Annotated in this window: 17 protein-coding genes; 12 read left to right on the top strand and 5 right to left on the bottom strand. The window is 41.5% G+C overall.

Annotation, left to right across the window (positions count from 1 at the left end; genetic code table 11):
- Positions 1-8 precede the first annotated feature (8 nt).
- Entirely contained in the window at positions 9-4,466 is a 4,458-nt protein-coding gene (gltB, locus tag AOG26_RS06325) for a glutamate synthase large subunit (protein ID WP_054561718.1), read from the bottom strand.
- 696 nt (positions 4,467-5,162) lie between these two features.
- Between gltB and AOG26_RS06330 the strand changes: the two genes are divergently transcribed.
- The 6 genes from AOG26_RS06330 (at position 5,163) to AOG26_RS06355 (ending at position 12,377) form a co-directional block, all read left to right on the top strand.
- Positions 5,163-6,416, top strand: coding sequence for an efflux RND transporter periplasmic adaptor subunit (locus AOG26_RS06330; protein ID WP_054561719.1), 1,254 nt, complete (start codon positions 5,163-5,165; stop codon positions 6,414-6,416).
- 21 nt (positions 6,417-6,437) lie between these two features.
- Positions 6,438-7,145: an ABC transporter ATP-binding protein gene (locus tag AOG26_RS06335; RefSeq protein WP_054551528.1), complete on the top strand. Its 708-nt coding sequence runs from the start codon at positions 6,438-6,440 to the stop codon at positions 7,143-7,145.
- Positions 7,146-7,147: 2 nt separating this feature from the next.
- Positions 7,148-8,461, top strand: coding sequence for an ABC transporter permease (locus AOG26_RS06340; RefSeq protein ID WP_054561720.1), 1,314 nt, complete (start codon positions 7,148-7,150; stop codon positions 8,459-8,461).
- A gap of 11 nt (positions 8,462-8,472) precedes the next feature.
- Positions 8,473-9,678, top strand: coding sequence for an ABC transporter permease (locus AOG26_RS06345; RefSeq protein WP_054561721.1), 1,206 nt, complete (start codon positions 8,473-8,475; stop codon positions 9,676-9,678).
- A gap of 81 nt (positions 9,679-9,759) precedes the next feature.
- Positions 9,760-11,088: a sigma-54-dependent transcriptional regulator gene (locus AOG26_RS06350; RefSeq protein WP_054561722.1), complete on the top strand. Its 1,329-nt coding sequence runs from the start codon at positions 9,760-9,762 to the stop codon at positions 11,086-11,088.
- On the top strand, positions 11,088-12,377 hold the full coding sequence (locus AOG26_RS06355; protein WP_054561723.1) for a sensor histidine kinase: 1,290 nt from the start codon (positions 11,088-11,090) through the stop codon (positions 12,375-12,377). Before AOG26_RS06350 ends, AOG26_RS06355 begins: the two co-directional genes overlap by 1 nt.
- 115 nt (positions 12,378-12,492) lie before the next feature.
- Here the strand turns inward: AOG26_RS06355 and AOG26_RS06360 are convergent, their stop codons facing one another.
- Positions 12,493-13,413: a hypothetical protein gene (locus AOG26_RS06360; protein ID WP_054561724.1), complete on the bottom strand. Its 921-nt coding sequence runs from the start codon at positions 13,411-13,413 to the stop codon at positions 12,493-12,495.
- 115 nt (positions 13,414-13,528) lie between these two features.
- Here AOG26_RS06360 and nfi point away from each other — a divergent pair, with 115 nt between their 5' ends.
- Positions 13,529-14,197 carry a deoxyribonuclease V gene (nfi, locus tag AOG26_RS06365; RefSeq protein ID WP_054561725.1) on the top strand — a complete coding sequence of 223 codons (669 nt, stop codon included), beginning with the start codon at positions 13,529-13,531 and terminating at the stop codon, positions 14,195-14,197.
- A gap of 11 nt (positions 14,198-14,208) precedes the next feature.
- Here nfi and AOG26_RS06370 read toward each other — a convergent pair whose 3' ends face one another.
- A complete protein-coding gene (locus tag AOG26_RS06370) occupies positions 14,209-15,105 on the bottom strand; it encodes a hypothetical protein (RefSeq protein ID WP_054561726.1) in 897 nt (298 codons plus the stop codon).
- 114 nt (positions 15,106-15,219) lie between these two features.
- Positions 15,220-15,558 carry a Grx4 family monothiol glutaredoxin gene (locus AOG26_RS06375; RefSeq protein WP_054551536.1) on the bottom strand — a complete coding sequence of 113 codons (339 nt, stop codon included), beginning with the start codon at positions 15,556-15,558 and terminating at the stop codon, positions 15,220-15,222.
- Positions 15,559-15,822: 264 nt separating this feature from the next.
- On the opposite strand from AOG26_RS06375, the gene AOG26_RS06380 reads away from it, so the two are divergent.
- From AOG26_RS06380 to AOG26_RS06400, 5 genes are all read left to right on the top strand, one after another.
- On the top strand, positions 15,823-16,404 hold the full coding sequence (locus AOG26_RS06380) for a superoxide dismutase (protein ID WP_054551537.1): 582 nt from the start codon (positions 15,823-15,825) through the stop codon (positions 16,402-16,404).
- A gap of 239 nt (positions 16,405-16,643) precedes the next feature.
- Positions 16,644-18,566, top strand: a complete 1,923-nt coding sequence (locus AOG26_RS06385) for a PrkA family serine protein kinase (protein ID WP_054551538.1) — start codon at positions 16,644-16,646, stop codon at positions 18,564-18,566.
- A 25-nt stretch (positions 18,567-18,591) separates the two neighbouring features.
- A complete protein-coding gene (locus AOG26_RS06390) occupies positions 18,592-19,878 on the top strand; it encodes a YeaH/YhbH family protein (protein WP_054561727.1) in 1,287 nt (428 codons plus the stop codon).
- Between the two features lie 20 nt (positions 19,879-19,898).
- A complete protein-coding gene (locus AOG26_RS06395; RefSeq protein ID WP_054561728.1) occupies positions 19,899-21,413 on the top strand; it encodes a SpoVR family protein in 1,515 nt (504 codons plus the stop codon).
- A gap of 6 nt (positions 21,414-21,419) precedes the next feature.
- Entirely contained in the window at positions 21,420-22,301 is an 882-nt protein-coding gene (locus AOG26_RS06400) for a universal stress protein (RefSeq protein ID WP_054561729.1), read from the top strand.
- 55 nt (positions 22,302-22,356) lie between these two features.
- Here the strand turns inward: AOG26_RS06400 and AOG26_RS06405 are convergent, their stop codons facing one another.
- Positions 22,357-23,319, bottom strand: a complete 963-nt coding sequence (locus AOG26_RS06405; protein WP_054561730.1) for a sensor domain-containing diguanylate cyclase — start codon at positions 23,317-23,319, stop codon at positions 22,357-22,359.
- Between the last annotated feature and the right edge of the window lies 1 nt (position 23,320).

The following is a 23,320-nucleotide window of genomic DNA, read 5'->3' on the forward strand; positions in this document are numbered from 1 at the left end:
CTACCCCCTTACTGAGCCTGAACACGAAGCTCTGCGCTGCTGCGCGCTCGGTGTCCGAGTAAACTTTTTACATCACTAGATTTTGGCTTAACTAATTTAAACATTGGCATGTATAAATCGAAGTTAGCTAAAATCTGCTCAGCGCGGTTTGAGCCTGTAAGCTCTAAATGCTCAGCAATGAGACCGCGTAAATGTTCTTGGTGTGACGCCAACCCTTCAAGCGTAACAATTTCAACAAGCTCAGGGTTAATGCGTTTTTCAAAGTCATTGCCTTCATCAAGAATATAAGCAAAACCACCTGTCATACCTGCACCAAAGTTGATACCCACTTTGCCAAGTACGCAAACCACACCACCTGTCATGTATTCACAGCCGTTGTCACCAACACCTTCTACAACCGCTTGCACGCCTGAGTTACGCACTGCAAAACGCTCACCAGCGCAGCCTGCAGCAAATAATTTACCGCCCGTTGCACCATATAAACAGGTATTACCGGCAATGGTTGCTTTGTGGCTTTCAAAAGATGAACCCAGCGGTGGGCGAATTACTAGCTTACCGCCAGCCATGCCTTTACCAACATAGTCATTGGCATCACCAACGAGTGTCATTTCAAGGCCGCCAGCGTTCCATACACCAAAGGATTGTCCCGCTGTACCATGAAGCTCAATAGAGACAGGATCAGCAGCCATACCTTGGTTACCATGTTTAGAAGCGATATAGCCAGACAACATAGCGCCCACTGAGCGATCAGTATTGCAAATACGGTTAACCAGTGAGATACCCGACTTTTCGTCAATTGCTTGCTTGGCTTTTTCAAGCAAGGTTTCATTTAGCTGACCTAAGTAGTGTGAGCTATTTGGCGCACTACAATACAAGGTTTCACCCGTAGGGTTGTTAGGCACAGCAATCACAGACGACAGATCTACTTTCTTTTGTTTCTCTGTGTTGCCTTCAATTGCTTCAAGTAAGTCCAAACGACCAATTAAATCAGTTAAACGAGTTACACCTAAGCTTGCCATAATTTGGCGCGCTTCTTCGGCTATAAACTTGAAGTAGTTCATCGCCATTTCTGGCAGGCCATGATAATGCTTTTGGCGCAGCGTATCGTCTTGCGTTGCAACACCGGTCGCACAGTTATTTAAGTGACAAATACGTAAGTATTTACAACCTAGTGCCACCATAGGGCCCGTACCAAAGCCAAAGCTTTCAGCACCTAAAATAGCCGCCTTAATAATATCTAGACCCGTTTTCAGACCACCATCTGTTTGTAGGCGAATACGGTGACGTAAACCATTTTCTACCAACGCTTGCTGGGTTTCAGCAAGACCAAGCTCCCAAGGGCTACCTGCATACTTAACAGAAGTAAGCGGGCTTGCACCTGTACCACCGTCATAACCAGCAATGGTAATTAAATCTGCATAGGCTTTAGCTACGCCTGTTGCGATAGTACCTACACCCGGCTCAGAAACGAGTTTCACCGAAATTAGTGCATCTGGGTTTACTTGTTTTAAATCGAAAATAAGCTGGGCTAAATCTTCAATCGAGTAAATATCGTGATGCGGCGGAGGCGAAATCAAGGTCACACCTGGCACTGAATAACGTAATTTTGCAATATACGGCGTTACTTTTTCACCCGGTAATTGACCACCCTCACCTGGTTTTGCACCTTGCGCCACTTTAATCTGAATGACATCAGCGCTGCGTAAGTAATGTGGTGTAACACCAAAACGGCCCGAAGCAACTTGCTTAATACGTGAGTTTTTCTCTGTACCGTAGCGAAGCTTGTCTTCACCACCTTCACCTGAGTTTGAACAACCACCTAAGCGGTTCATTGCAATCGCGAGTGCTTCATGCGCTTCTGGCGATAATGCACCAATACTCATTGCGGCTGAGTCAAAACGTTTGTACAGCTCAGTTGCAGGCTCTACGTCGTCAACACTCACACCCGTATCAGGAATTTTAACCGCCAGCATGTCACGTAAATTGGTGATCGGGCGGTTATTTACTAAATCAGCATATGCCAAGTAGTCTTTATAATCCCCAGAGCGCACTGCTTTTTGTAGTGTTTGAATTACATCTGGGTTATAAGCATGGTACTCACCACCGTGAACATATTTTAGTAAGCCACCATGACTTAATAACTTACGTTTACTAAATGCCAGCTTATGAAGTTTACGTTGGTCATCATCAAAATCAGTGAAACACGCCCCTTTAATACGACTAGCTACACCGTTAAAACAGGTTTCTACAACCGCATCTGATAATCCAACTGCCTCAAATAACATTGAGCAGCGGTACGAAGCGACAGTACTGATACCCATTTTTGACATAATTTTATACAGACCCTTATTAATCGCATTACGATAAGCAAGCGTTACTTCGCAATAGCTCTTGTTCAGGGTCTTTTTGTCGCTCATTGCAACTAATGATTCATAAGCAAGGTACGGATAAATTGCCGTTGCACCAAAACCAAGTAATACCGCAAATTGATGCGCATCACGGACACTGCCCGATTCGATGATGATATTAGATTCACAACGTAAGTTATTATCGACTAAACGCTTTTGAATTGAACCAACCGCCATCGCCGCAGGAATCGGCAAATGAGTTTCGCTAAAGTTACGGTCACTTAAAATAAGCATGACACAGCCTGACGCTGCTTTTTCTTGTGCTTCATCACAAATACGTGTGATTGCGTTTTCTAAGCCTTCTTCCAACGTGTAAGTGATATCAATTTTACAGTAGCTGTAATGCTCATCGTCAGCATTGATCAGCTGTTGCATATCAGCGTACATCAAAATCGGCGTCTCAAACTGTAAACGCTTAGCGTGGCCGGTTGTTTCGTTAAATACGTTTTGCTCACTACCAATACAAGTTGCCAGTGACATAACGTGATTTTCACGAAGTGGGTCAATCGGTGGATTAGTTACTTGCGCAAATTTTTGTCGGAAGTAATCGAACAGTGAACGATGACCTTCTGACAGTACCGCAAATGGTGTGTCATCACCCATTGAACCCGTTGCTTCTTGACCATTTTCACCCATTACACGAATAACGCTATCAAGCTCTTCGTTGGTGTAGCCAAACATTTTTTGATACTTAAGCAGTGTTTCGTCATCAAATGAACGGTTACCCGCATCTTTTTCAGATAACTGTTCAAATGGCGTTAAACGCTTAACGTTAGCTTCAAGCCATGCTTTATATGGATGGCGTGACTTAAGATCTTGGTCAATCTCATCTGAATGCCAAATTTTACCTTGATGAGTATCAATAACTAATAACTCACCAGGGCCAACACGGCCTTTCTCAACCACTTCGTCTGGCGCGTAGTCCCAAATACCTACTTCTGAGGCAAGGGTAATAAAACCATCTTGAGTGATGACATAGCGCGCAGGGCGTAAACCGTTACGGTCAAGGTTACAAGCGGCAAAACGACCGTCAGACATTACAATACCAGCGGGGCCATCCCATGGTTCCATATGCATTGAGTTAAAGTCGTAGAATGCACGTAGGTCATCATCCATAGCACGGTTTTTTTGCCAAGCTGGCGGCACAAGCATACGCATTGCACGGAATAAATCCATGCCACCGGCTAAGAACAACTCAAGCATATTATCTAAGCTAGAAGAGTCTGAGCCGCTTTCGTTAACGAATGGTGCTGCTGATTGCAAATCAGGAATAAGTGGTGAGGCAAACTTATACGCACGGGCACGAGCCCATTGGCGGTTACCTTGAATCGTATTAATTTCACCATTATGCGCTAAATAGCGGAATGGTTGCGCCAGTGGCCAACGAGGTTGTGTATTAGTAGAGAAACGTTGGTGAAATACACAAATCGCACTGGTCATGCGAATGTCAGCTAGGTCTAAATAAAAGTTAGGTAAGTCTACAGGCATCATTAAGCCTTTATAGACAGTAACTAAACCAGATAAGCTGGCAATATAAAAATGTTCATCATTTACGAGGCGCTTTTCAGCACGACGACGCGCTACATATAAACGACGTTCTAAATCTTTTGGACGCCAGCCTTCTGGTGCGCTTACAAAAATTTGTTCAAAGCCGGGTAGTTGTTTTTTTGCAATTGGCCCTAAACATGATGCATCGGTAGGTACTACACGCCAGCCTTGAATGCTCAAGGTTTCTTTTTCGAGTTCTTCACTCAACACATCTTTAGCTGTTTGCGCAAGTACAGGATCAGCATTTAAAAATACCATGCCAACGGCGTAGTTCTTTCCTAGATGCCAATCATGTTCGCTGGCAATAGCACGAAAGAAGCTATCAGGTTTTTGCATTAATAAACCACAGCCATCACCTGTTTTACCATCAGCAGAAATACCACCACGGTGTTCCATGCGATCTAAGCCAGTGATTGCTGTTCGAATCAAGCGGTGACTCGCCTGACCATTGACCTGGGCTATTAAGCCAAAGCCACAATTATCTTTTTCTAATTTTGAGTCGTATAACATAGACCCCTCCCCTTGCTACAACGACTAGCGGTTCAGTCTTTTGTGACAGTGCTAGCAGACGAACAAAACTATCGCCAAATACCTCATGAGTCAATAGAGTTTTGAATACATATTCATATTCATGAATATTTCTCACTTAAAGCACTTTTTAAATTCTATGCTATTTTTTTACATTTAGTCGCATTTTACCCGTTATTTTTTTATGACACTGGTGTCAAATTTAACAACTTGTAAAAAAACAATCTAAAAACCCGCCGCTTTACGTTAACGTAAACTGTGCTTTATTTTGAATAATTATTCACATTATGAATATCAATGCAGTTTTTTACGGGGTGTCGCCTAGCCTAACTGCATCATTATTTACTCTTGGCTTTAGCATAGTTACAAACTATGTATCTGAGCAGACTACCTTAGTCGCAATGACCGAGTTTCTTTACCCTTGCGTCAACAATAAGCAATCTAAAAGTGTCCGCTGCGGACACTTTTTCTGTCCGCGGACAGACATCAATCCATTCTTCAAAAATAAAATCATTAAAAATCAATATATTAAAAATTGGCATGCTACTGGTATAGATAAGACATCAGCGAAATTGAGGATTTCAAAATGTTCACTATCAGTTTGTTTATGGCTTCTCCACTTACCATGCTTGCCGTTGGCTTCATGATTGTGTGTTTTGAGAATCGTAAGGAGTTATGATGATTAAGGATACCAGTGCCCAAGATATTACCGTGGCTAAGAAAAACACCATTAAAAAGCCACTTATAATAGCTGCAGGTGTAATACTTGTTGGTTCGCTCGGCTTTCAAGCATTGTTTGCCAGTAACGATGGCAGCATTTCGGTTGATGCAGCAAGCCTACAAATTAGTGAAGTAAGCCAAAAGACACTTACTAGAGATGTGGCAGCGAGCGGTAAAATCGTTGCAGCTAATGCGCCAAAGGTTTACAGCCCAGAACGCGGCTTTGTCGATTTAAAAGTAAAAGCCGGTGATAGCGTTGAAGTAAATGAAGTGATCGCAACCGTAACCAGCCCTGAGCTGACTAACGAACTAAAACAGCAACAATCAGTATTAGCGCGATTAGAAGGCGAGTTACAACGAAAACAACTTGAAGCGCGCAGACAAAAACTAAGCCTGACTAAAGCGCTAGATTTAGCGCAAGTTGAGTTAAATGCCGCAGATAGAGAAAACCGCCGAGCTAAAATCTCTATCGAGAAACATTTAATTAGCCAAATAGATTTAGAAAAAGCCGTTGATGACTTAGCCCGTGCCAAGCTTTCATATAAGCACGCCGAGCAAGAAGTCAGCTTAGCTAAAGATACCCTCGCATTTGAGCTAAAAGCAGCAGAGCGTGATCTGGCACGTCAACAACTAATTGTGGATGACTTACTCAGACAAGTAAATGAACTCACTATTACCGCGAGTGTAAGCGGCATTGTGGGTAACTTATTAGTGCAACAAAAAGAAGCGGTCACACAAAGCCAACCATTAATGACATTGGTCGATTTAAGTAACTTTGAAGCAGAACTGCAAGTACCAGAAAGCTACGCCAATGAGCTGGGTCTTGGTATGCAAGTTGAGCTTACTTTAGGTGCTCGTCATGTCACAGGCACGCTATCGGCTATATCACCTGAAGTAAATAATCGCGAGGTCACAACCCGCGTACGCTTTGACAATGAGATTTCTGGCATTCGCCAAAACCAACGCTTAACCGCACGTATTTTACTAGAGAATCGCGACGATGTATTGCAAGTGAAACGCGGCGCATTCTTACAACAAGGTGGCACCTATGCTTATAAAGTTGATGGTGACATGGCTTATTTAATCGATATAAAAACCGGTGCAAGCAGTATCAATGCTGTCGAGATAATTGAAGGTGTAGAGCCTGGCGATAAGTTAATTATCTCAAACTACGATCGCTTTAAAAAAGCACCCACACTGGTTTTACGCTAACAAATAAAAGGAATAATCAACATGCTTACAATGAACAACATCAGCAAAGTGTATCAAACAGATATGGTACAAACGCATGCCCTTCGCGACTTTAATCTACAAGTTGAAGAAGGTGAATTTATTGCCGTAACGGGCCCAAGTGGCTCAGGTAAAACCACATTTTTAAACATCGCCGGTATGTTAGAACCATTTAGCGAAGGCCAATACATGTTAGACGGTATTGATGTGGGTAAGCTCAACGACAACCAGCGTGCTGACTTACGTAATCAAAAAATTGGTTTTATTTTCCAAGGATTCAACCTAATTCCAGATTTGAACCTCTATGAAAATATTGAAGTACCACTGCGTTATCGTGGTATTAAGGCCGCCGAGCGTAAGCGCCGTATTGAGCAATGCCTAGAGCAAGTTGGTTTAGCATCACGCGCTAAGCACTTACCGCAACAACTTTCTGGTGGCCAACAACAACGTGTGGCCATTGCCAGAGCCCTTGCTGGTGAACCGCGTTTTTTACTTGCCGATGAGCCAACTGGTAATTTAGATAGTTTAATGGCGCGTCAAGTGATGGAGCTACTTGAGCAAATCAACCGTGATGGCGCAACTATCATCATGGTTACCCATGATCCAGAGCTTGCCCGCAGAGCACCACGTAACATCCAAGTTGTTGATGGCCAACTAGCTGACTTCACCTTGTATCAAGGCACTCAAAACCTTAAAGCGGCTGGAGTGTAACCATGTTCCTTCATTATTTAGATTTGAGCTGGCGCAGCTTTAAGCGCACGCCACTTGTGAGCTTTTTAATGGTATTGGCCATTGCTATTGGTATTGGCGTTACCATGACAAGTTTATCTGTGTATCACATGATGTCAGCAGACCCTATTCCTGAAAAAAGTAGCGACCTTTATTCTGTGCAGTTACAAACCATGGATGAAGGCCGTACGTGGTGGACAGTCGATAATATGCCACTGCAATTAACCTATCAAGATGCCGTTAACCTTAACCAGGCCAAAGCAGGTGGTAAACGTGTCACTATGGTTAGAACGGGTTTTTCGGTTTATTTAGACTCAGACAAAGTAAAACCATTTATTGGTCAAGCTCGCCTAACCACGCCTGATTTTTTCGAGATGTTTAACCTATCCTTTATTTACGGTGGGGTTTGGAGCGCGCAACAAGAAGCCGACGCAGCACCTGTTGTAGTGATCAATAAAGAATTAAACGACAAGCTCTTTGCTGGTGAAAACCCAGTAGGCAAAATGGTGTACCTTGATGATGCCAGCTACGAAGTTATTGGCGTGATTGATGATTGGGATATCACCACCAAATATTATGATCTGAACAACGGTGCATTTAATAAGACCGAGCAACTATTTTTACCATTTAGCCTAATGAAAGCCCGAGAGCTTGAAAACTGGGGTAATACTAATGGTTGGAAGCACGAAAAAACCAATACCTTTAACGATAAACTCAATTCAGAAATGGTGTGGTTACAATTTTGGGTTGAACTAAAAACTCCTGCAGAAAAGCAAGCTTACCAAGACTTTTTAATGGCCTATATGCAAGAGCAACAAAAGCTAGGTCGTTTTAACCGTGAAAAATTAACTGCCACCTTACGCGATGTAAATGAGTGGATGCAGTACAACAATGTCGTTAGCGAAGACAACGAAATTCTGGTTGGCCTTAGCTTTATGTTTTTAGCGGTATGCCTTGCCAACATTTTAGGTTTATTACTAGCGAAATTCTTACGCCGTGCTCCTGAAGTCGGTGTGCGCCGTGCATTAGGTGCCAGTAAACGTCAAATATTCTTTCAACATATTGTTGAGGTAGCCATGTTAGGTTTCTTAGGTGGCATCTTGGGTATTATATTGGCGCAAGTAGGTTTGTTAGGCGTACGTCAAAGCTATAGCTACTACCAAAGCTTAGCAACAATGGACTTAACCATGCTACTTAGCGCACCGGTGATTGCAATTAGCACCTGTGTGATAGCGGGTCTATACCCTGCTTGGCTGGTATGTAAAACCAACCCTGCTATTTATCTTAAGAGCCAATAAGGAAGACACCCATGTTAGAAATTAAACCTATCTTTCACGCCTTATGCCGCTCAAAAGTTGGCGCCATTTTATTACTGATCCAAATTGCCATCACCACTGCAATTGTTAGTAATGCGGCGTTTATTATCCAAGACAGAGTTAGCTATTTAAGCCAAGAAACCGGCTACCCTGAACAAGACATTTTCGTATTTAATGTCATGATGTTTGGCAAAGATGTGTCACCGTCTCAGCAATATGAGCTTGATGAAGCCATGCTTCGTCAAATACCTGGGGTAGTCGATGCTGCTTATTCGAGTAACACACCGCTTTCGGGCAGTGGTTCTTCGTCAGATTTTAGTTTAAAGCCAGCACCTGAAGAGAGTAAATCAGCCCGTACTTCTTACATGTTTATCGATGAACATGGCATCAATACCTACGGTGTTAAACTCATTGCTGGGCGTAACTATACCGAAGACGAAGTGATCGTCACCGATAACTATGATGAGCTTTCAAAAGTAACCGTTGTCACTAAAACTCTACTCGATGAGCTGTTCCCTGACGGCAACGGTTTAGGGCAAACTGTCTATTTTGGTGATATTCCAATGAAAATAATTGGTGTAATTGATCTTATGAAGGGCCCATGGCTTAAAGACAGCCGCCCAGATAACGTAGCACTGCTGCCTTTTATTAAACCTGGTACAAATGCACGCTTTGTGGTTAGAACAGAGCCTGGTCAACGTCAATCGGTCATGAACCGTGTTGAAGAAGCCATGCTGAAAAACTACAACAAACGTGTTATTTCTCGCATTCGTGGCTTAGATGACGATAAAGAGTCATACATGGCAGAAGATACATTAATGATGCGCATGCTGATTGTACTTATTACTATTTTAGTGTTGGTGACGGCCCTGGGTATTTTCGGCCTAACGCTGTTCAATATTAGCAAGCGTACTAAACAAATAGGCACTCGCCGCGCTTTAGGCGCCAGAAAATCTGCCATCATTAGCTACTTCTTAGTTGAAAACGCCATGATATGTATAGTTGGTTTAGTGATTGGTGTGATTGCTGCCGTGTATTTAGGGCAATTACTGATGCAGCACTTTTCAATTGCTCAGCTTGATATTGGCTACGTACTTGCTACTGCGCTGGCAGTGTTCGTTATGAGTTTATTAGCGGTACTTGCCCCTGCAAAACGGGCTGCGAATATCTCACCGAGCATTGCAACTCGAACAATTTAGTTCTCCCAACCTATGCTACACTGGATTTACAGTGTAGCATTCATCTTGCACCCTTATTAGGAAAATAACTAAAACAATAATATGGAAAAAATACTGATCGTCGACGATAACCCAGCCATTTTGGATGCTTTGTCGTTATTACTCGAAATTCACGGTTTTGATGTTGTTACAGCAAGTAACCCGTTTGAGGCAATTCAAGCCGTACAATACCAACGCATAGCGCTTGTTATTCAAGACATGAACTTTACCGCCGACACCACTTCAGGCGAAGAAGGCAAAGAACTTTTTTATGCCTTACGAGACATTAATCCTCACCTACCGATTATTTTGATCACCGCATGGACAGAGCTTTCTACTGCCGTTGAACTTGTCAAAGCAGGGGCTGCTGATTATTTACCAAAACCATGGGACGATGCAAAGCTACTTACTTGTGTAAATAACCTAATCGAACTGGGTAAAGCAAAACAGCAAAACGAAACCTTTACCCGCCACCAGCAAGAACGTGACGCATCTATGCAACAAGCAAATTTGGTGGGTTTGGTTTATAAAAGTACCGCTATGGAGCACATTGTTAATCTTGCGATTCAAGTGGCTAAATCAGATATTTCAGTACTGATCACAGGCCCCAACGGTAGTGGTAAAGAACGCATTGCGCAAATAATACAGGCCAATTCATTATTAGCTGATAAACCCTTTATCACTGTTAATGCCGGTGCTTTACCAAGCGAGCTTATTGAGGCTGAATTATTTGGTGCCGAAGCTGGCGCCTATACAGGTATTACTAAACAGCGCATTGGTCGTTTTGAAGCGGCCGATGGTGGCACCCTATTTTTAGACGAAATTGGTAACTTGCCACTTTCTGGGCAAATGAAATTATTACGCATTTTACAAACCGGTGAATTTGAACGTTTAGGTTCAACACAAACACGTAAAGTGAATGTGCGGGTGATTTCAGCAACCAATGAAGATTTAAGCCATGCAATTAAAGCAGGTCAATTTCGTGAAGACCTTTACTACCGCTTAAATGTTATTGAGTTAAATTTACCAAGCCTTGCCCATCGCCCAGATGATATTTTAGCTTTGGTCGCACACTTTTTACCTGAGCGCACACTGTCGCTTAGTACAGAAAAAGCTCTGCTCGCCCATAGCTGGCCGGGTAATGTTCGTGAGCTTGAAAATGCCTGTAAACGTGCTGGCGTTTTAAAACCCACAGGGGTGATTGAGCTTGCTGATTTTGGCTTACAAGTTGAAACAAACAGCCCAACACAAACAAGAGCAGAGCCTAACAAACAAGAGATTGAACTTGCCATGCGCGAGTACAAAGGTGTGATTGCTAAAGTGGCTCGCCATTTTGGCTTAAGCCGCCAAGCGCTTTATCGCAGGCTTGATAAATTTAAGATTGAATACTAATGCGTTTTTCGTTTCGATATAAAATCATAACTTTGTGTATTGCTGCTTCTGCATTGCCGCTTATATTGGTTTGTTATTTTGCGGGCATAAGCTTGCTTTACAGCTTATTAGCCCTGCTCGCTTGCGCCTTGATCAGCGGATTTTTTGCTGCGCAATTATCAGCTCCGCTCATTGATGGCATGAACTCGCTGGAAACCGGGTTGCTTAATTTTAAAGATGGTGAGCTGGCCACATTATTGGCCTATGATGGCAGTGATGAGCTAGGTGATTTATGCCGGCTTTATAACCAAACCGCAAAACAGCTTCGCCAAGAAAAACAATGGATTTATCAGCGTGAGTTGATGCTCGACAAAGTACTGCAAAGCTCCCCACAAGCCGTGATTTTGACTAACGACCAAGGCTTTATTGTTTATAGCAACCACAGTGCCCGCAGCTTACTTGATGCTAAATCAGCCCTTGAAGGCGCCAAGCTAGAGAACTTATTAGATTCAAGCTGCGAGCAATTAACGCGTGCGATTCACAAAGGCGTTGATGGTTTATTTACCCTCGACAAAGCAGATCAAGAATCACAAACTTGGCATATGGCAACAGGCCGATTATTACTTAATAATCAGTTTCATCAACTTTATGTTTTTAAACAACTGACCCGTGAACTAAGCCGCCAAGAAGTAGAGGTATGGAAAAAAGTTATTCGTATTATTAGCCATGAGCTTAACAACTCCCTAGGGCCAATGTCGTCGATGCTTCATAGCGCGCAACTATTAACGAAAGAAGTCGATGAACCACGTTTAAAACGGGTATTTACCACCATTGAAGACCGCATAAAACACCTTAATGAGTTTGTGCAAGGCTATGGTAAATTTGCCAAGTTACCCACCCCTCAACTATCAACGATTAACTGGCCGACGCTGGTTGAGCAATTAAAAAGTCAGTGGCAGGTTGAAGTATCACTTGATGAGCGAGTGACAACTGACGCTGATCACACTCAGCTCGAACAATTACTTATAAACTTATTAAAAAATGCCTATGAATCGGGTTCAAACCCCGAAGATGTCAGCTTAACAGTTCTACAAGAAGCAAGTGGCACACACATCACAGTGAGTGATAAAGGCAAAGGTATGAGTGAAGCTGTAATGGCGAACGCACTTATTCCCTTTTACTCAACCAAAGCAACAGGTAGTGGCTTAGGGTTAGCACTTTGCAGGGAAATAGTTGAAGCACACCACGGGCAAATCAGCTTACATAACCGCGAGCAAGGTGGATTAAGCGTCCATGTTATGCTGCCCTAATAGCCTTTAACACATTCGATATGGATCATGATTAACAAAGAAACCCGTAACATAATATGAGCTTTTGCAATGCTAAGCCGTATCATACTGATTAAATTACCACTTATTTAAACCTCTATGCTAGTAAAGCCTTTTCGTTGAAACCTTGCTCATGTAACTTGGCAACGAGTTGTTCAAGCACCTCATCTTTTTGAGGGGCTACAGGCTGAGTTAGTAGTAAAGAAGTAACATTGCCAAAACCTGGGTGATCAAAATCAGGGTTTTCAAGGCCATGTTGTGCTCTTAGCGTTAGCAGCATAAGTGCAGCATAAGGTGTAAATTGCCAGTTCATATTATCGAACTCAAAAAACATCTTACTCGGTGGTGATGCAACCTGAGCGACTTGATCATCACATAACTGATTTAGATAAGCGGTAACTTTTGTTAAGTCTGTACTATCCCAGTTATCTAAAATAGCTTGATAAGCAAAGTCATCTACAATCGGCTTTAGGGTATTATCACCTTTCGCCCTATCAAACAACAAGATGATAAAATCACCAATATGACTTTTTGAGCGGTTTATCCAGTTTTTCATATAACCGTTTTCGAATAATCTATAAAATTGCCGAGCATAATCATACTGATGTAATAAAACAGCTGTAGCTAATTGAAATACACTGCCAGGTGAAATAACTCCTTCGTTTTCAACTCCAAAACGAATAAAACAGCGTTTTTGCTTTATATGCGCAATTGCTAATTCATAGTATCCATAATTTAAATAATAACTTAAGTGCTCTGCATCAATCACGCTGTCCTTAACTAAACTAGCCTGTGCAATATTTTCGTAAATTTTACATTGGCCTGACAGTTCAATATTAAGCTTTTCCCAAGGAGCAAAAGGTAATCGCTCATTAGAAAACTCTTCTCCCTGGGTTTTACCATGCTCAATATAGTGAGTAATTCTAACAATATTATCCTCAAAAATATTTTTATACTTTTCCGGGCCTTTGATTGCACGCTTACGCTTTCGTAAAAATTTTTCTAAGTTTTTATTCATTATTTACATGTACCTGCTTTTTTGAGGAGTAATAATAAACTTTATTTTTTTCATACAACTAGCATTTTTTAATTATGATAAAATCTCACATTATACTTAGAATTTTTAAGATTTTATGGATATCAATAGTTTAAGAGAAGCACAGCTGTCGCTCTCTAAAAAAGTAAGAGCATCCGATGAAAAGCAGTGTGTTAAGACAATTGCTGGTGTCGATGTTGCTTATAACGAACAATCATCTGAAGTTGTTGGCGCAATTGCGGTACTGAATGCTGATACATTAAAAGTACTTGAAGTACAAACTAGTATTGAGCCCATCAGCTTTCCTTATATACCAGGGCTATTTTCATTTCGTGAAGTGCCACCGCTTTTAAATGCATATAACAAACTGGCCATAACACCTGATTTAATTGTTTGCGATGGTCATGGCCTTGCACATCCACGGCGTTTTGGTCTTGCTTGCCACTTGGGTGTCATATTAGATATCCCCACCATAGGTTGCGGAAAAACCAAGTTATTAGGCGAGTTTAATAAACTTGCAGAACACCGCGGCGCAACGGCAGATTTATTAGATAACGACGAAGTTATTGGCAAAGTGTTACGCACACAAGATAACATTAAACCTGTTTATGTATCTATTGGCCATAAAGTATCTTTAGATACAGCAGTTGAGTGGGTACTCAAGCTAACGCCTAAATACCGACTTCCCGAGACAACACGTCAAGCTGATCAACTGGTAAATAAAACTTTAAAAGAACATAGAGAAAAGACTTATGAAAAAACATAAATCTTAACTCATTAATAAAGCTTAAGTTTGTATAATATTTTTACCTTCTTAAAATTATCATTTCGAAAAGAAATGACCTCATCTAGTGTTAAATTAACTAAATGGTGAAAGCTTAGTTCTTCTAGCTCCAGCCAAGCATGTTTTTTCAGCTCGTATAAAACACCCCAGCTAATATTTGAAACTAAAAGCGTATTAACTGGGAACTCTAACAGCGACGGCAATAATTCTGTAAATTTTACATCCGTTACGTCTTGTAAGCTAAGCTCTATAACATTATCAGAAAGCAATTTTTTTATATCGCTAAAACTCGTGATTTTTAGCGGTGAGTCATCAACCTTAGCATTCAAAGAAAAGATATCGTCAATACTCTTATAGATATATATACCACGAAGCTTATTCTCTTTATTAAATGATAACTTTAAACTTCTTTTATCCCCAGCTTGAACCTTCACTTTGTAATAAGACAACACTGAAGGCTCATTCCATATATATTCATACTGAATAGGACCAGCGCCATAAATTAATTCAGAGTAACAATCATGCTTTTGAAAATGTTGAGACAAACCATCTAATTCCCACCCTTCAATGATACAACGTACATCACACAACCAGTCATAAGCAATCTCATAAACAACACCATTAAAAGGCTTACCTTCATGAAAAAGCTGTAAGTTTCCATCCCATTTTTCATCAATGATACTATCTAATAACTCAAGCCCTTTAATATCGATATAAGGAAAATTGTAATCTCCTAATATTTCGCCATTAAAAAATTGCTTTTTGCTAACAACAACCCCGCTTTCAGTGAAAATCGCAACCCCCGTAAAAGGCACCCCTTTGAAAAAGTAGGAACTTTCCTGTTTTACTAGCGCACCAGACACAACAAGTGGTGGAGCTTCACATTTCATTTAATAATCAACCCAGCAGAAAATTGAACATGCATTTTATTTTTAAGTTGTACTTAACTAAGAAAATAGGTATTAAAAAAGCCGCAATCAGCGGCTTCTTTCAACACTAGATAATTATTCAGCGTCTTTTTCTTTGTACTTTGCAGCTGTTTCAGTGATTAGTGGCTGTAATTCACCACGTTGAAACATTTCGATGATAATGTCACAACCACCGATAAGCTCGCCTTCTACCCATAACTGTGGGAATGTTGGCCAGTTTGCGTATGCAGGTAACTCTGCACGGATATCTGGGTTAAGTAGAATGTCAACGTAAGCAAACTGCTCACCACACGCCATAAGTGCTTGTGATGCTTGTGAAGAAAAACCACAGTTAGGTAACTTTGGTGATCCTTTCATGTAAAGAAGGATAGGATTTTCAGAAATTTGCTGTTTAATTTTATCGATGGTTTCCATTTACAACCTCAAAAAAGACATTGGCTTACTACATTGGCCTTGAAAAAGTTTCACTGTGGCCTCAGATATATAACTTAAAATCGGCATTCGTAGCCACAATTTTAAATAGTCTTTAGCAATAGCATTGCTGTTTGCTAAAACTTGAGTAAAATACTCAACAATTATAGTAACACTATAATACCACTTGGTATAGGGAAGTACGCTGTTTACCTTGCTATTACCTATAACTGAGTGGACTATCAACCAAGAAGATGGAGATAAAAAATGGCATTTGAACTACCGTCACTACCATACGCAATCGATGCATTAGAGCCACATATTTCAAAAGAGACTCTAGAGTTTCACCACGGTAAACACCACAACACTTACGTTGTGAAATTAAACGGTCTGATCCCAGGCACAGAATTCGAAAACAAATCTCTAGAAGAAATCGTATGTTCTTCAGAAGGTGGCGTATTTAACAATGCTGCACAAATCTGGAACCACACGTTCTACTGGAACAGCCTATCTCCAAACGGCGGTGGCGAGCCTACAGGCGCAATCGCTGACGCGATCAACGCTAAATGGGGTTCTTTCGACGCATTCAAAGAAGCGTTAAACGACAAAGCAGTAAACAACTTCGGTTCAAGCTGGACTTGGTTAGTTAAACTAGCTGACGGCACACTTGATATCGTTAACACATCAAATGCTGCAACGCCTTTAACTGATGAAGGTGTTACTCCAATCCTAACAGTGGATCTTTGGGAACACGCTTACTACATCGATTACCGTAACGTTCGTCCAGATTACCTAAAAGGTTTCTGGGCATTAGTTAACTGGGACTTCGCGAACGCTAACTTCGCTTAATCTTCTGTTACTAGCAGTAATCAAAAAAAGACGCTTCGGCGTCTTTTTTATTGCCAGTGCACGCCCCTTCTAAGTCGCAGCCAAGCCCTCAGCCAAAAAGCGTAATCAAGATGAGCTTTTTTCAATTAAATTCTTAATTTTCTTGCGCAAAAATTCAAAATCGTGACTAAGCTTTAATTAGCCTTTGCTTTTCTCTTAATCTAATTACACGTCATTTTAGCGGGTTTTCGGAGGTCTCTATGAGTATTTTTGAGCATTACCAATCACGATACGAAGCAGCGCAAGAAGAAGAATACAGTATTGAGGAATTTCTCGAGATCTGTAAGAAGGATAAATCAGCTTATGCCAGCGCACCTGAGCGGCTATTAATGGCCATCGGTGAGCCGGAGATTATCGACACTTCAACCGATGCGCGCTTAAGCAGGCTGTTTTCTAATCGCGTAGTCGCACGCTACCCTGCATTTCACGATTTTTATGGTATGGAAGATGCCATTGAGCAAATCGTCTCTTATTTAAAACATGCTGCGCAAGGCTTAGAAGAATGTAAGCAAGTACTGTATTTACTTGGCCCAGTAGGTGGCGGTAAATCATCCATTGCTGAAAAGCTAAAATACTTAATGCAGCAGGTACCTATTTACTCAATTAAAGGCTCGCCTGTTAACGACCACCCTTTAGCCTTATTTGACCCAAATGAAGACGCAGAGCTTTTAGAAAAAGAATACGGCATTAAACCGCGTTATTTAAAAACAGTGATGTCACCGTGGGCCGCAAAACGCTTAAGCGAATTTAATGGTGATATTAGCCAATTTAGAGTGGTTAAGCGCTTCCCATCTATTTTAAATCAAGTTGCGATTGCGAAAACTGAGCCCGGCGATGAAAACAATCAAGACATTTCAGCGTTAGTTGGTAAGGTAGATATTCGCCAGCTTGAGCACTTTGCACAGAACGACCCTGATGCGTATGCCTACTCAGGTGCACTTTGTTTAGCAAACCAAGGCTTAATGGAATTTGTGGAAATGTTTAAAGCGCCAATCAAGGTGCTACACCCATTGCTTACAGCAACGCAAGAAGGCAATTACAACGGCACAGAAGGCATTAGTGCCCTGCCGTTTAATGGTATGATTTTAGCTCACTCAAATGAATCTGAGTGGCAAACATTTAAGAACAACAAAAACAATGAAGCATTTTTAGACCGTGTTTACATCGTCAAAGTGCCTTATTGTTTACGTGTATCTGAAGAAGTTAAAATTTACAATAAACTACTCGAAAACAGTGAATTACATGATGCCCCTTGTGCACCGGGGACATTAAAAACACTGGCACAATTTACCACTCTTTCGCGTATTAAAGAGCCAGAAAACTCAAGTATTTATTCAAAAATGCGGGTCTATGACGGCGAAAGCTTAAAAGACACCGATCCGAAAGCGAAGTCGTATCAAGAATACCGCGATTACGCGGGTGTTGATGAGGGCATGACAGGGCTTTCTACCCGCTTTGCGTTTAAGATCCTATCGCGGGTATTTAACTTCGATACCACTGAAGTGGCAGCCAACCCAGTGCACTTATTCTATGTTCTTGAACAGCAAATTGAGCGAGAGCAATTTACCGCCGATGTTGAAGAGCGTTACTTAAGCCACTTAAAAGGATACCTCATTCCTCAGTATGTAGAGTTTATCGGGAAAGAGTTACAAACAGCCTATTTAGAATCTTACTCAGAATATGGGCAAAACATCTTTGACCGCTACGTCACTTATGCAGATTTCTGGATCCAAGATCAAGAATACCGCGACCCAGATACTGGCCAGTTATTTGACCGTGCTGCGCTTAACGCAGAGCTTGAGAAGATTGAAAAACCTGCGGGTATTTCAAACCCTAAAGATTTCCGTAATGAGATAGTTAATTTCGTACTGCGGGCGCGTGCCCACAACCAAGGCAAGAATCCGCTTTGGACCAGCTACGAAAAACTTCGCACAGTTATTGAGAAGAAAATGTTCTCAAATACCGAAGATCTGCTGCCGGTTATTTCCTTCAATGCGAAAACCTCTGCAGAAGATCAGAAAAAACACGAAGACTTTGTCAATCGTATGGTTGAGAAAGGCTATACCCAAAAACAAGTACGTTTACTTTCTGAATGGTATTTACGCGTTAGAAAATCGCAGTAAAAACGTTTGTTTTAAGGGGGTTGTTATGGCGCATTTTATTGACCGACGCCTGAATGGAAAAAACAAAAGTACCTTGAATCGTCAACGGTTCATCAGGCGTTATAAAAAACAGATTAAAGAAGCGGTATCTGATGCCATTAATAAGCGCAGCGTAACCGATACCACTAGCGGCGAGAGTATCTCTATTCCGCAACGTGATATCAGTGAGCCTATTTTTCATCAAGGACGTGGTGGCGACCGTGAACAAATCCACCCAGGCAATGACCAGTTTTCTACGGGCGACAAAATCAAGCGCCCGCAAGGGGGCGGTCAAGGTGGTGGTAGTGGCGAAGGTGAAGCCAGTGACTCTGGTGAAGGACAAGACGACTTTGTATTCTCTATTTCAAAAGATGAATACTTAGACTTATTGTTCGAAGATCTTGAGCTGCCTAACCTGCAACAAAACCAGCTCGATAAACTGGTGCAAATGAAAACCCATCGCGCTGGTTTTTGTAACGACGGCATGCCAAGCAATATTGATATTGTTCGCTCATTGCAAGGCTCGCTTGCTCGCAGAGTGGCGATGACTGCAGGCAAAAAACGTCACCTTGCTGAGCTTGAAGGCCAGCTCGCTCTGCTACAAGCTGAACAGCAGCCAGACAAGGCGGCAATTGCCTTACTTGAACGCCAAATTGAGGAGTTGCAAAACCGCATTAAAGCAGTGCCTTTTATTGATAATTACGACTTACGTTTTCGTAATTATGAAAAGCAACCACACCCAACAAGCAAAGCTGTCATGTTTTGTTTAATGGATGTGTCTGGCTCGATGGATCAAGCAACGAAAGACATGGCAAAACGCTTTTATATTCTGCTTTATCAATTTTTAACTCGTAGCTACAAAAATATAGAGGTTGTCTATATTCGTCATCATACCCAAGCGAAAGAAGTCGATGAGCAAGAGTTTTTCTATTCTCAAGAAACGGGTGGCACCATAGTATCAAGTGCATTAAAACTGATGAACGAAATCATCGCTGAACGTTATAACCCTGAAGAGTGGAATATTTACGCAGCGCAAGCCTCTGATGGCGATAACTGGGCTGATGACTCGCCAAACTGTGGCGAAATTTTACGTAATAAACTGTTAAAGGCGGTGCGTTATTACGCCTATATCGAAATTACTGCCCGTGCTCATCAAAGTTTATGGCGAGAGTATCAATCAATAGTGCAAACCCACGACAATTTTGCCATGCAACACATTCGTGGCGTTGAGGACATTTACCCTATTTTCCGTGAATTATTTAAAAAGAATCGTCAGCAGCAAGGCGCCGCATAGCCTTGCCAGTGAGGTAAAGTATGGCCGATAAACGTATTAGCGACGGTCCTGATTGGACATTTGATCTATTAACAGAGTATCAAACTGAAATTGAACGGGTAGCGAAAATTTATAAACTCGATACCTACCCGAATCAAATTGAGGTGATCACTGCTGAACAAATGATGGATGCCTATTCGAGTGTGGGTATGCCGATTGGCTATAGCCACTGGTCGTATGGTAAAAAATTCATTCAAACAGAGCAAAACTATAAACGTGGGCAAATGGGCCTTGCTTATGAAATAGTTATTAACTCAGACCCGTGTATTGCCTATTTAATGGAAGAAAACACCCTGCCTATGCAAGCCTTGGTAATGGCCCACGCCTGCTATGGTCACAACTCATTTTTTAAAGGCAATTACTTATTTAAGACCTGGACTGATGCCAGCTCAATTATCGATTACTTATTATTTGCCAAAAACTACATTGCCAAGTGCGAAGAGAAATACGGTATTACCGAGGTCGAAAACCTGATTGATTCATGCCATGCGTTAATGAACTATGGTGTCGACCGCTACAAACGCCCGCAACGTATTTCACTTTTTGAAGAACAAAAACGCCAACAAGAACGTGAAGACTACCTACAATCGCAAGTCAACGAGTTGTGGCGCACAATCCCTACTTCGCAGCAAGAGTCGAAAAAGCGTGAGCGTCGTTTTCCAGAAGAGCCACAAGAAAACATTTTGTACTTCATCGAAAAAAATGCGCCGCTGCTAGAGTCATGGCAACGAGAAATAATTCGAATTGTTCGTAAAATTTCGCAATATTTTTACCCACAAAAACAAACTCAAGTGATGAATGAGGGCTGGGCTACGTTTTGGCATTACACCATTTTGAACCACCTGTACGACGAAGGTAAGCTCACCGATGCCTTTATGCTTGAGTTTTTACAAAGTCACACCAATGTGGTGTATCAACCGCCCTATAACAGCAATTATTATTCAGGGATCAACCCCTATGCTCTTGGCTTTAACATGATGGTTGATATTCGCCGTATTTGCGAAAACCCAACAGAAGAAGACAAGAAATGGTTTCCGGAGTATGCCGGCAGTGATTGGTTAGAAACCCTGCACTTTGCAATGCAAAACTTTAAAGATGAGAGCTTTATTAGCCAGTTTTTATCGCCAAAAATTATTCGTGATTTTAAGTTGTTTACCATTATTGATCATGAAAAAGAGCCGACTCTCAATGTCGGTGCCATCCATGATGAAATGGGCTATCATCAGGTTCGTGAAACTCTGTCGGCACAATACAATCTAAGTAATCACGAACCAAATATCCAAGTCTATAATGTTGATATTAGAGGAGATCGTTCACTCACTCTGCGTTATGTACCACATAACAATATTCCGTTAGCTAAATCAAAAGATGAAGTGTTAAAACACCTTTACAGGCTATGGGGCTTTAAGGTAAAACTGGAACAAGAAACCGCAACAGGTGAAGTTTCATTATTGGGTGAATGCCCAAGCAGTGATACCCGACACACAACAGAGTAGCCAAAAATGAATAAAAAAATACTGGTGATCATCGACTCTCCAGCCGATGCTAAAACGTCTATATTACATGCAAAGCAAAAAGCCAAAGGCATGAAGCATATTGATATTGTTGCTTTTAGCTACGAAGACACCAATAACATTTTATTCTCTATTCCACCTGATGAAGCGCTCGCTATTCAAGACAAAGAGCTCGCTAAAGTCCGTGCAGCACTTGGTCCACTTATCAGTGAGCATTTAGATGATGGTAGCTATACTTTGCAAACCCTGTGGCATGAAAGCCCAGTACAGTGGCTAGCCAATGAGCTTGATACGTCAGACTATGAAATGGTGATTAAAACTCGCCACATCGACGAAGAAACGCAATTTACAGAGCTAGACTGGCAGCTTATTCGCTTTAGTCCACTACCGCTTTATTTGGCCGCCGATAACAAGTGGCGTAACAATACCAATGTACTGGCAGCCCTTGATTTAGGCAGCGAAAAGGCGACTAAATACTGTTTAAACGAAGCAATTATCAAAGCAGGCTTAGCCTATGCTAAAGACTACGACAGCGAGTTTTACGCTTGTTATACCGTACATGTATCGCCGTTTTTACGTGATTTAGGCATTGTCTTTTCAGACGAGCAAGTAATTAACGCCTTTGAAAAGCTACCCGTAGCACAGCGTACCTTAATCGAAGCCCACGACTTAAAAGACAAGCTTAAAATCAAAGCCGGTGTCGTTGAGCAAGTGATCCCAAGTGTTGCAGCTAAATTAAATGCAGACTTAGTGATTATGGGGTCGGTAGGTAATACGGGTATTAAAGGTCATTTAATTGGTAATACTGCCGAAAAAGTCATGAAGCTACTTAAAACAGATATTCTTGTTCTACCGCCACTTGGGGTTTAATCCGCAAACTTAATCAAATAAATATCAAAAAGGGGCTTATTTGCCCCTTGTTTGTTTATAAATCTGTATAAGCTGTGACCTTGTTACGGCCGTTTTCTTTTGAGTGATATAAGGCTTTATCGGCTGCTTCAACCCACTTTTCGTAGCGATCAAACTTCTCGTCGAAGCAGGCAAAACCAATACTGACCGTCAGTTGAATTTGTTTGCCATCAAAGTAAATTGATGAGTTCTCAATCAGTGTTCTTAATCGCTCAGCAAAGATATGCGCACCCTCATGATCAGTATCAAGCAAGGTTACCGCAAACTCTTCACCACCATAGCGACCTGCTAAGTCTGTTTCACGCAGAGTTTTACGTAGTAAGTCTGCAATATGACGCAGTGCCTCATCACCGCCACGATGGCCATGCTCATCATTAACCTTTTTAAAGTGGTCAATATCAAACATCAACAAACTGCTACATCCGCCACTGCGCACAATGCGCATATATTCTTTGCGTAGCTTTTCTTCCCAATAACCACGGTTAGTAAGCTTAGTAAGTGCATCGGTACGGCTCATTTGTTCAAGCTTACTGTTGGCTTCTTCTAGCTCTTTTTTATTCACCGCTTCATCGGTTACATCATAGATAATGATACAGATATGCGATACTTCACCTGTGGTCGTCGTCAGCGGAATAAAAGTGGCATTTTGATACATATGATCCGCTTTACCGGTAATCGGACGGTAATTTTTAAAACGGAAAATATACGGCTGCTGCTCCCAAATAGTAAACGAGCGATTATTTAGAATGAACACAGATTCAGATTTGCTGCGAAACCATTTTTCATCAATTGATGGAAATAAGTCAAACAGGTCTTTATCTTTTACCGCGCTTGGCAATAAGCCGGAATGGTTTTCCATAAACCCATTCCAGATGCATACTTTGTAGTCTCTATCGAGCACCACTAGGCCTACATCAACTGTATTAAACATATCCATTAACCAATGGAGTTCATTCATATTAAAATCGGCTGCAGGCATA

It is taken from the genome of Pseudoalteromonas sp. UCD-33C (assembly GCF_001306895.1).
In the GTDB taxonomy this organism is placed as follows: domain Bacteria; phylum Pseudomonadota; class Gammaproteobacteria; order Enterobacterales; family Alteromonadaceae; genus Pseudoalteromonas.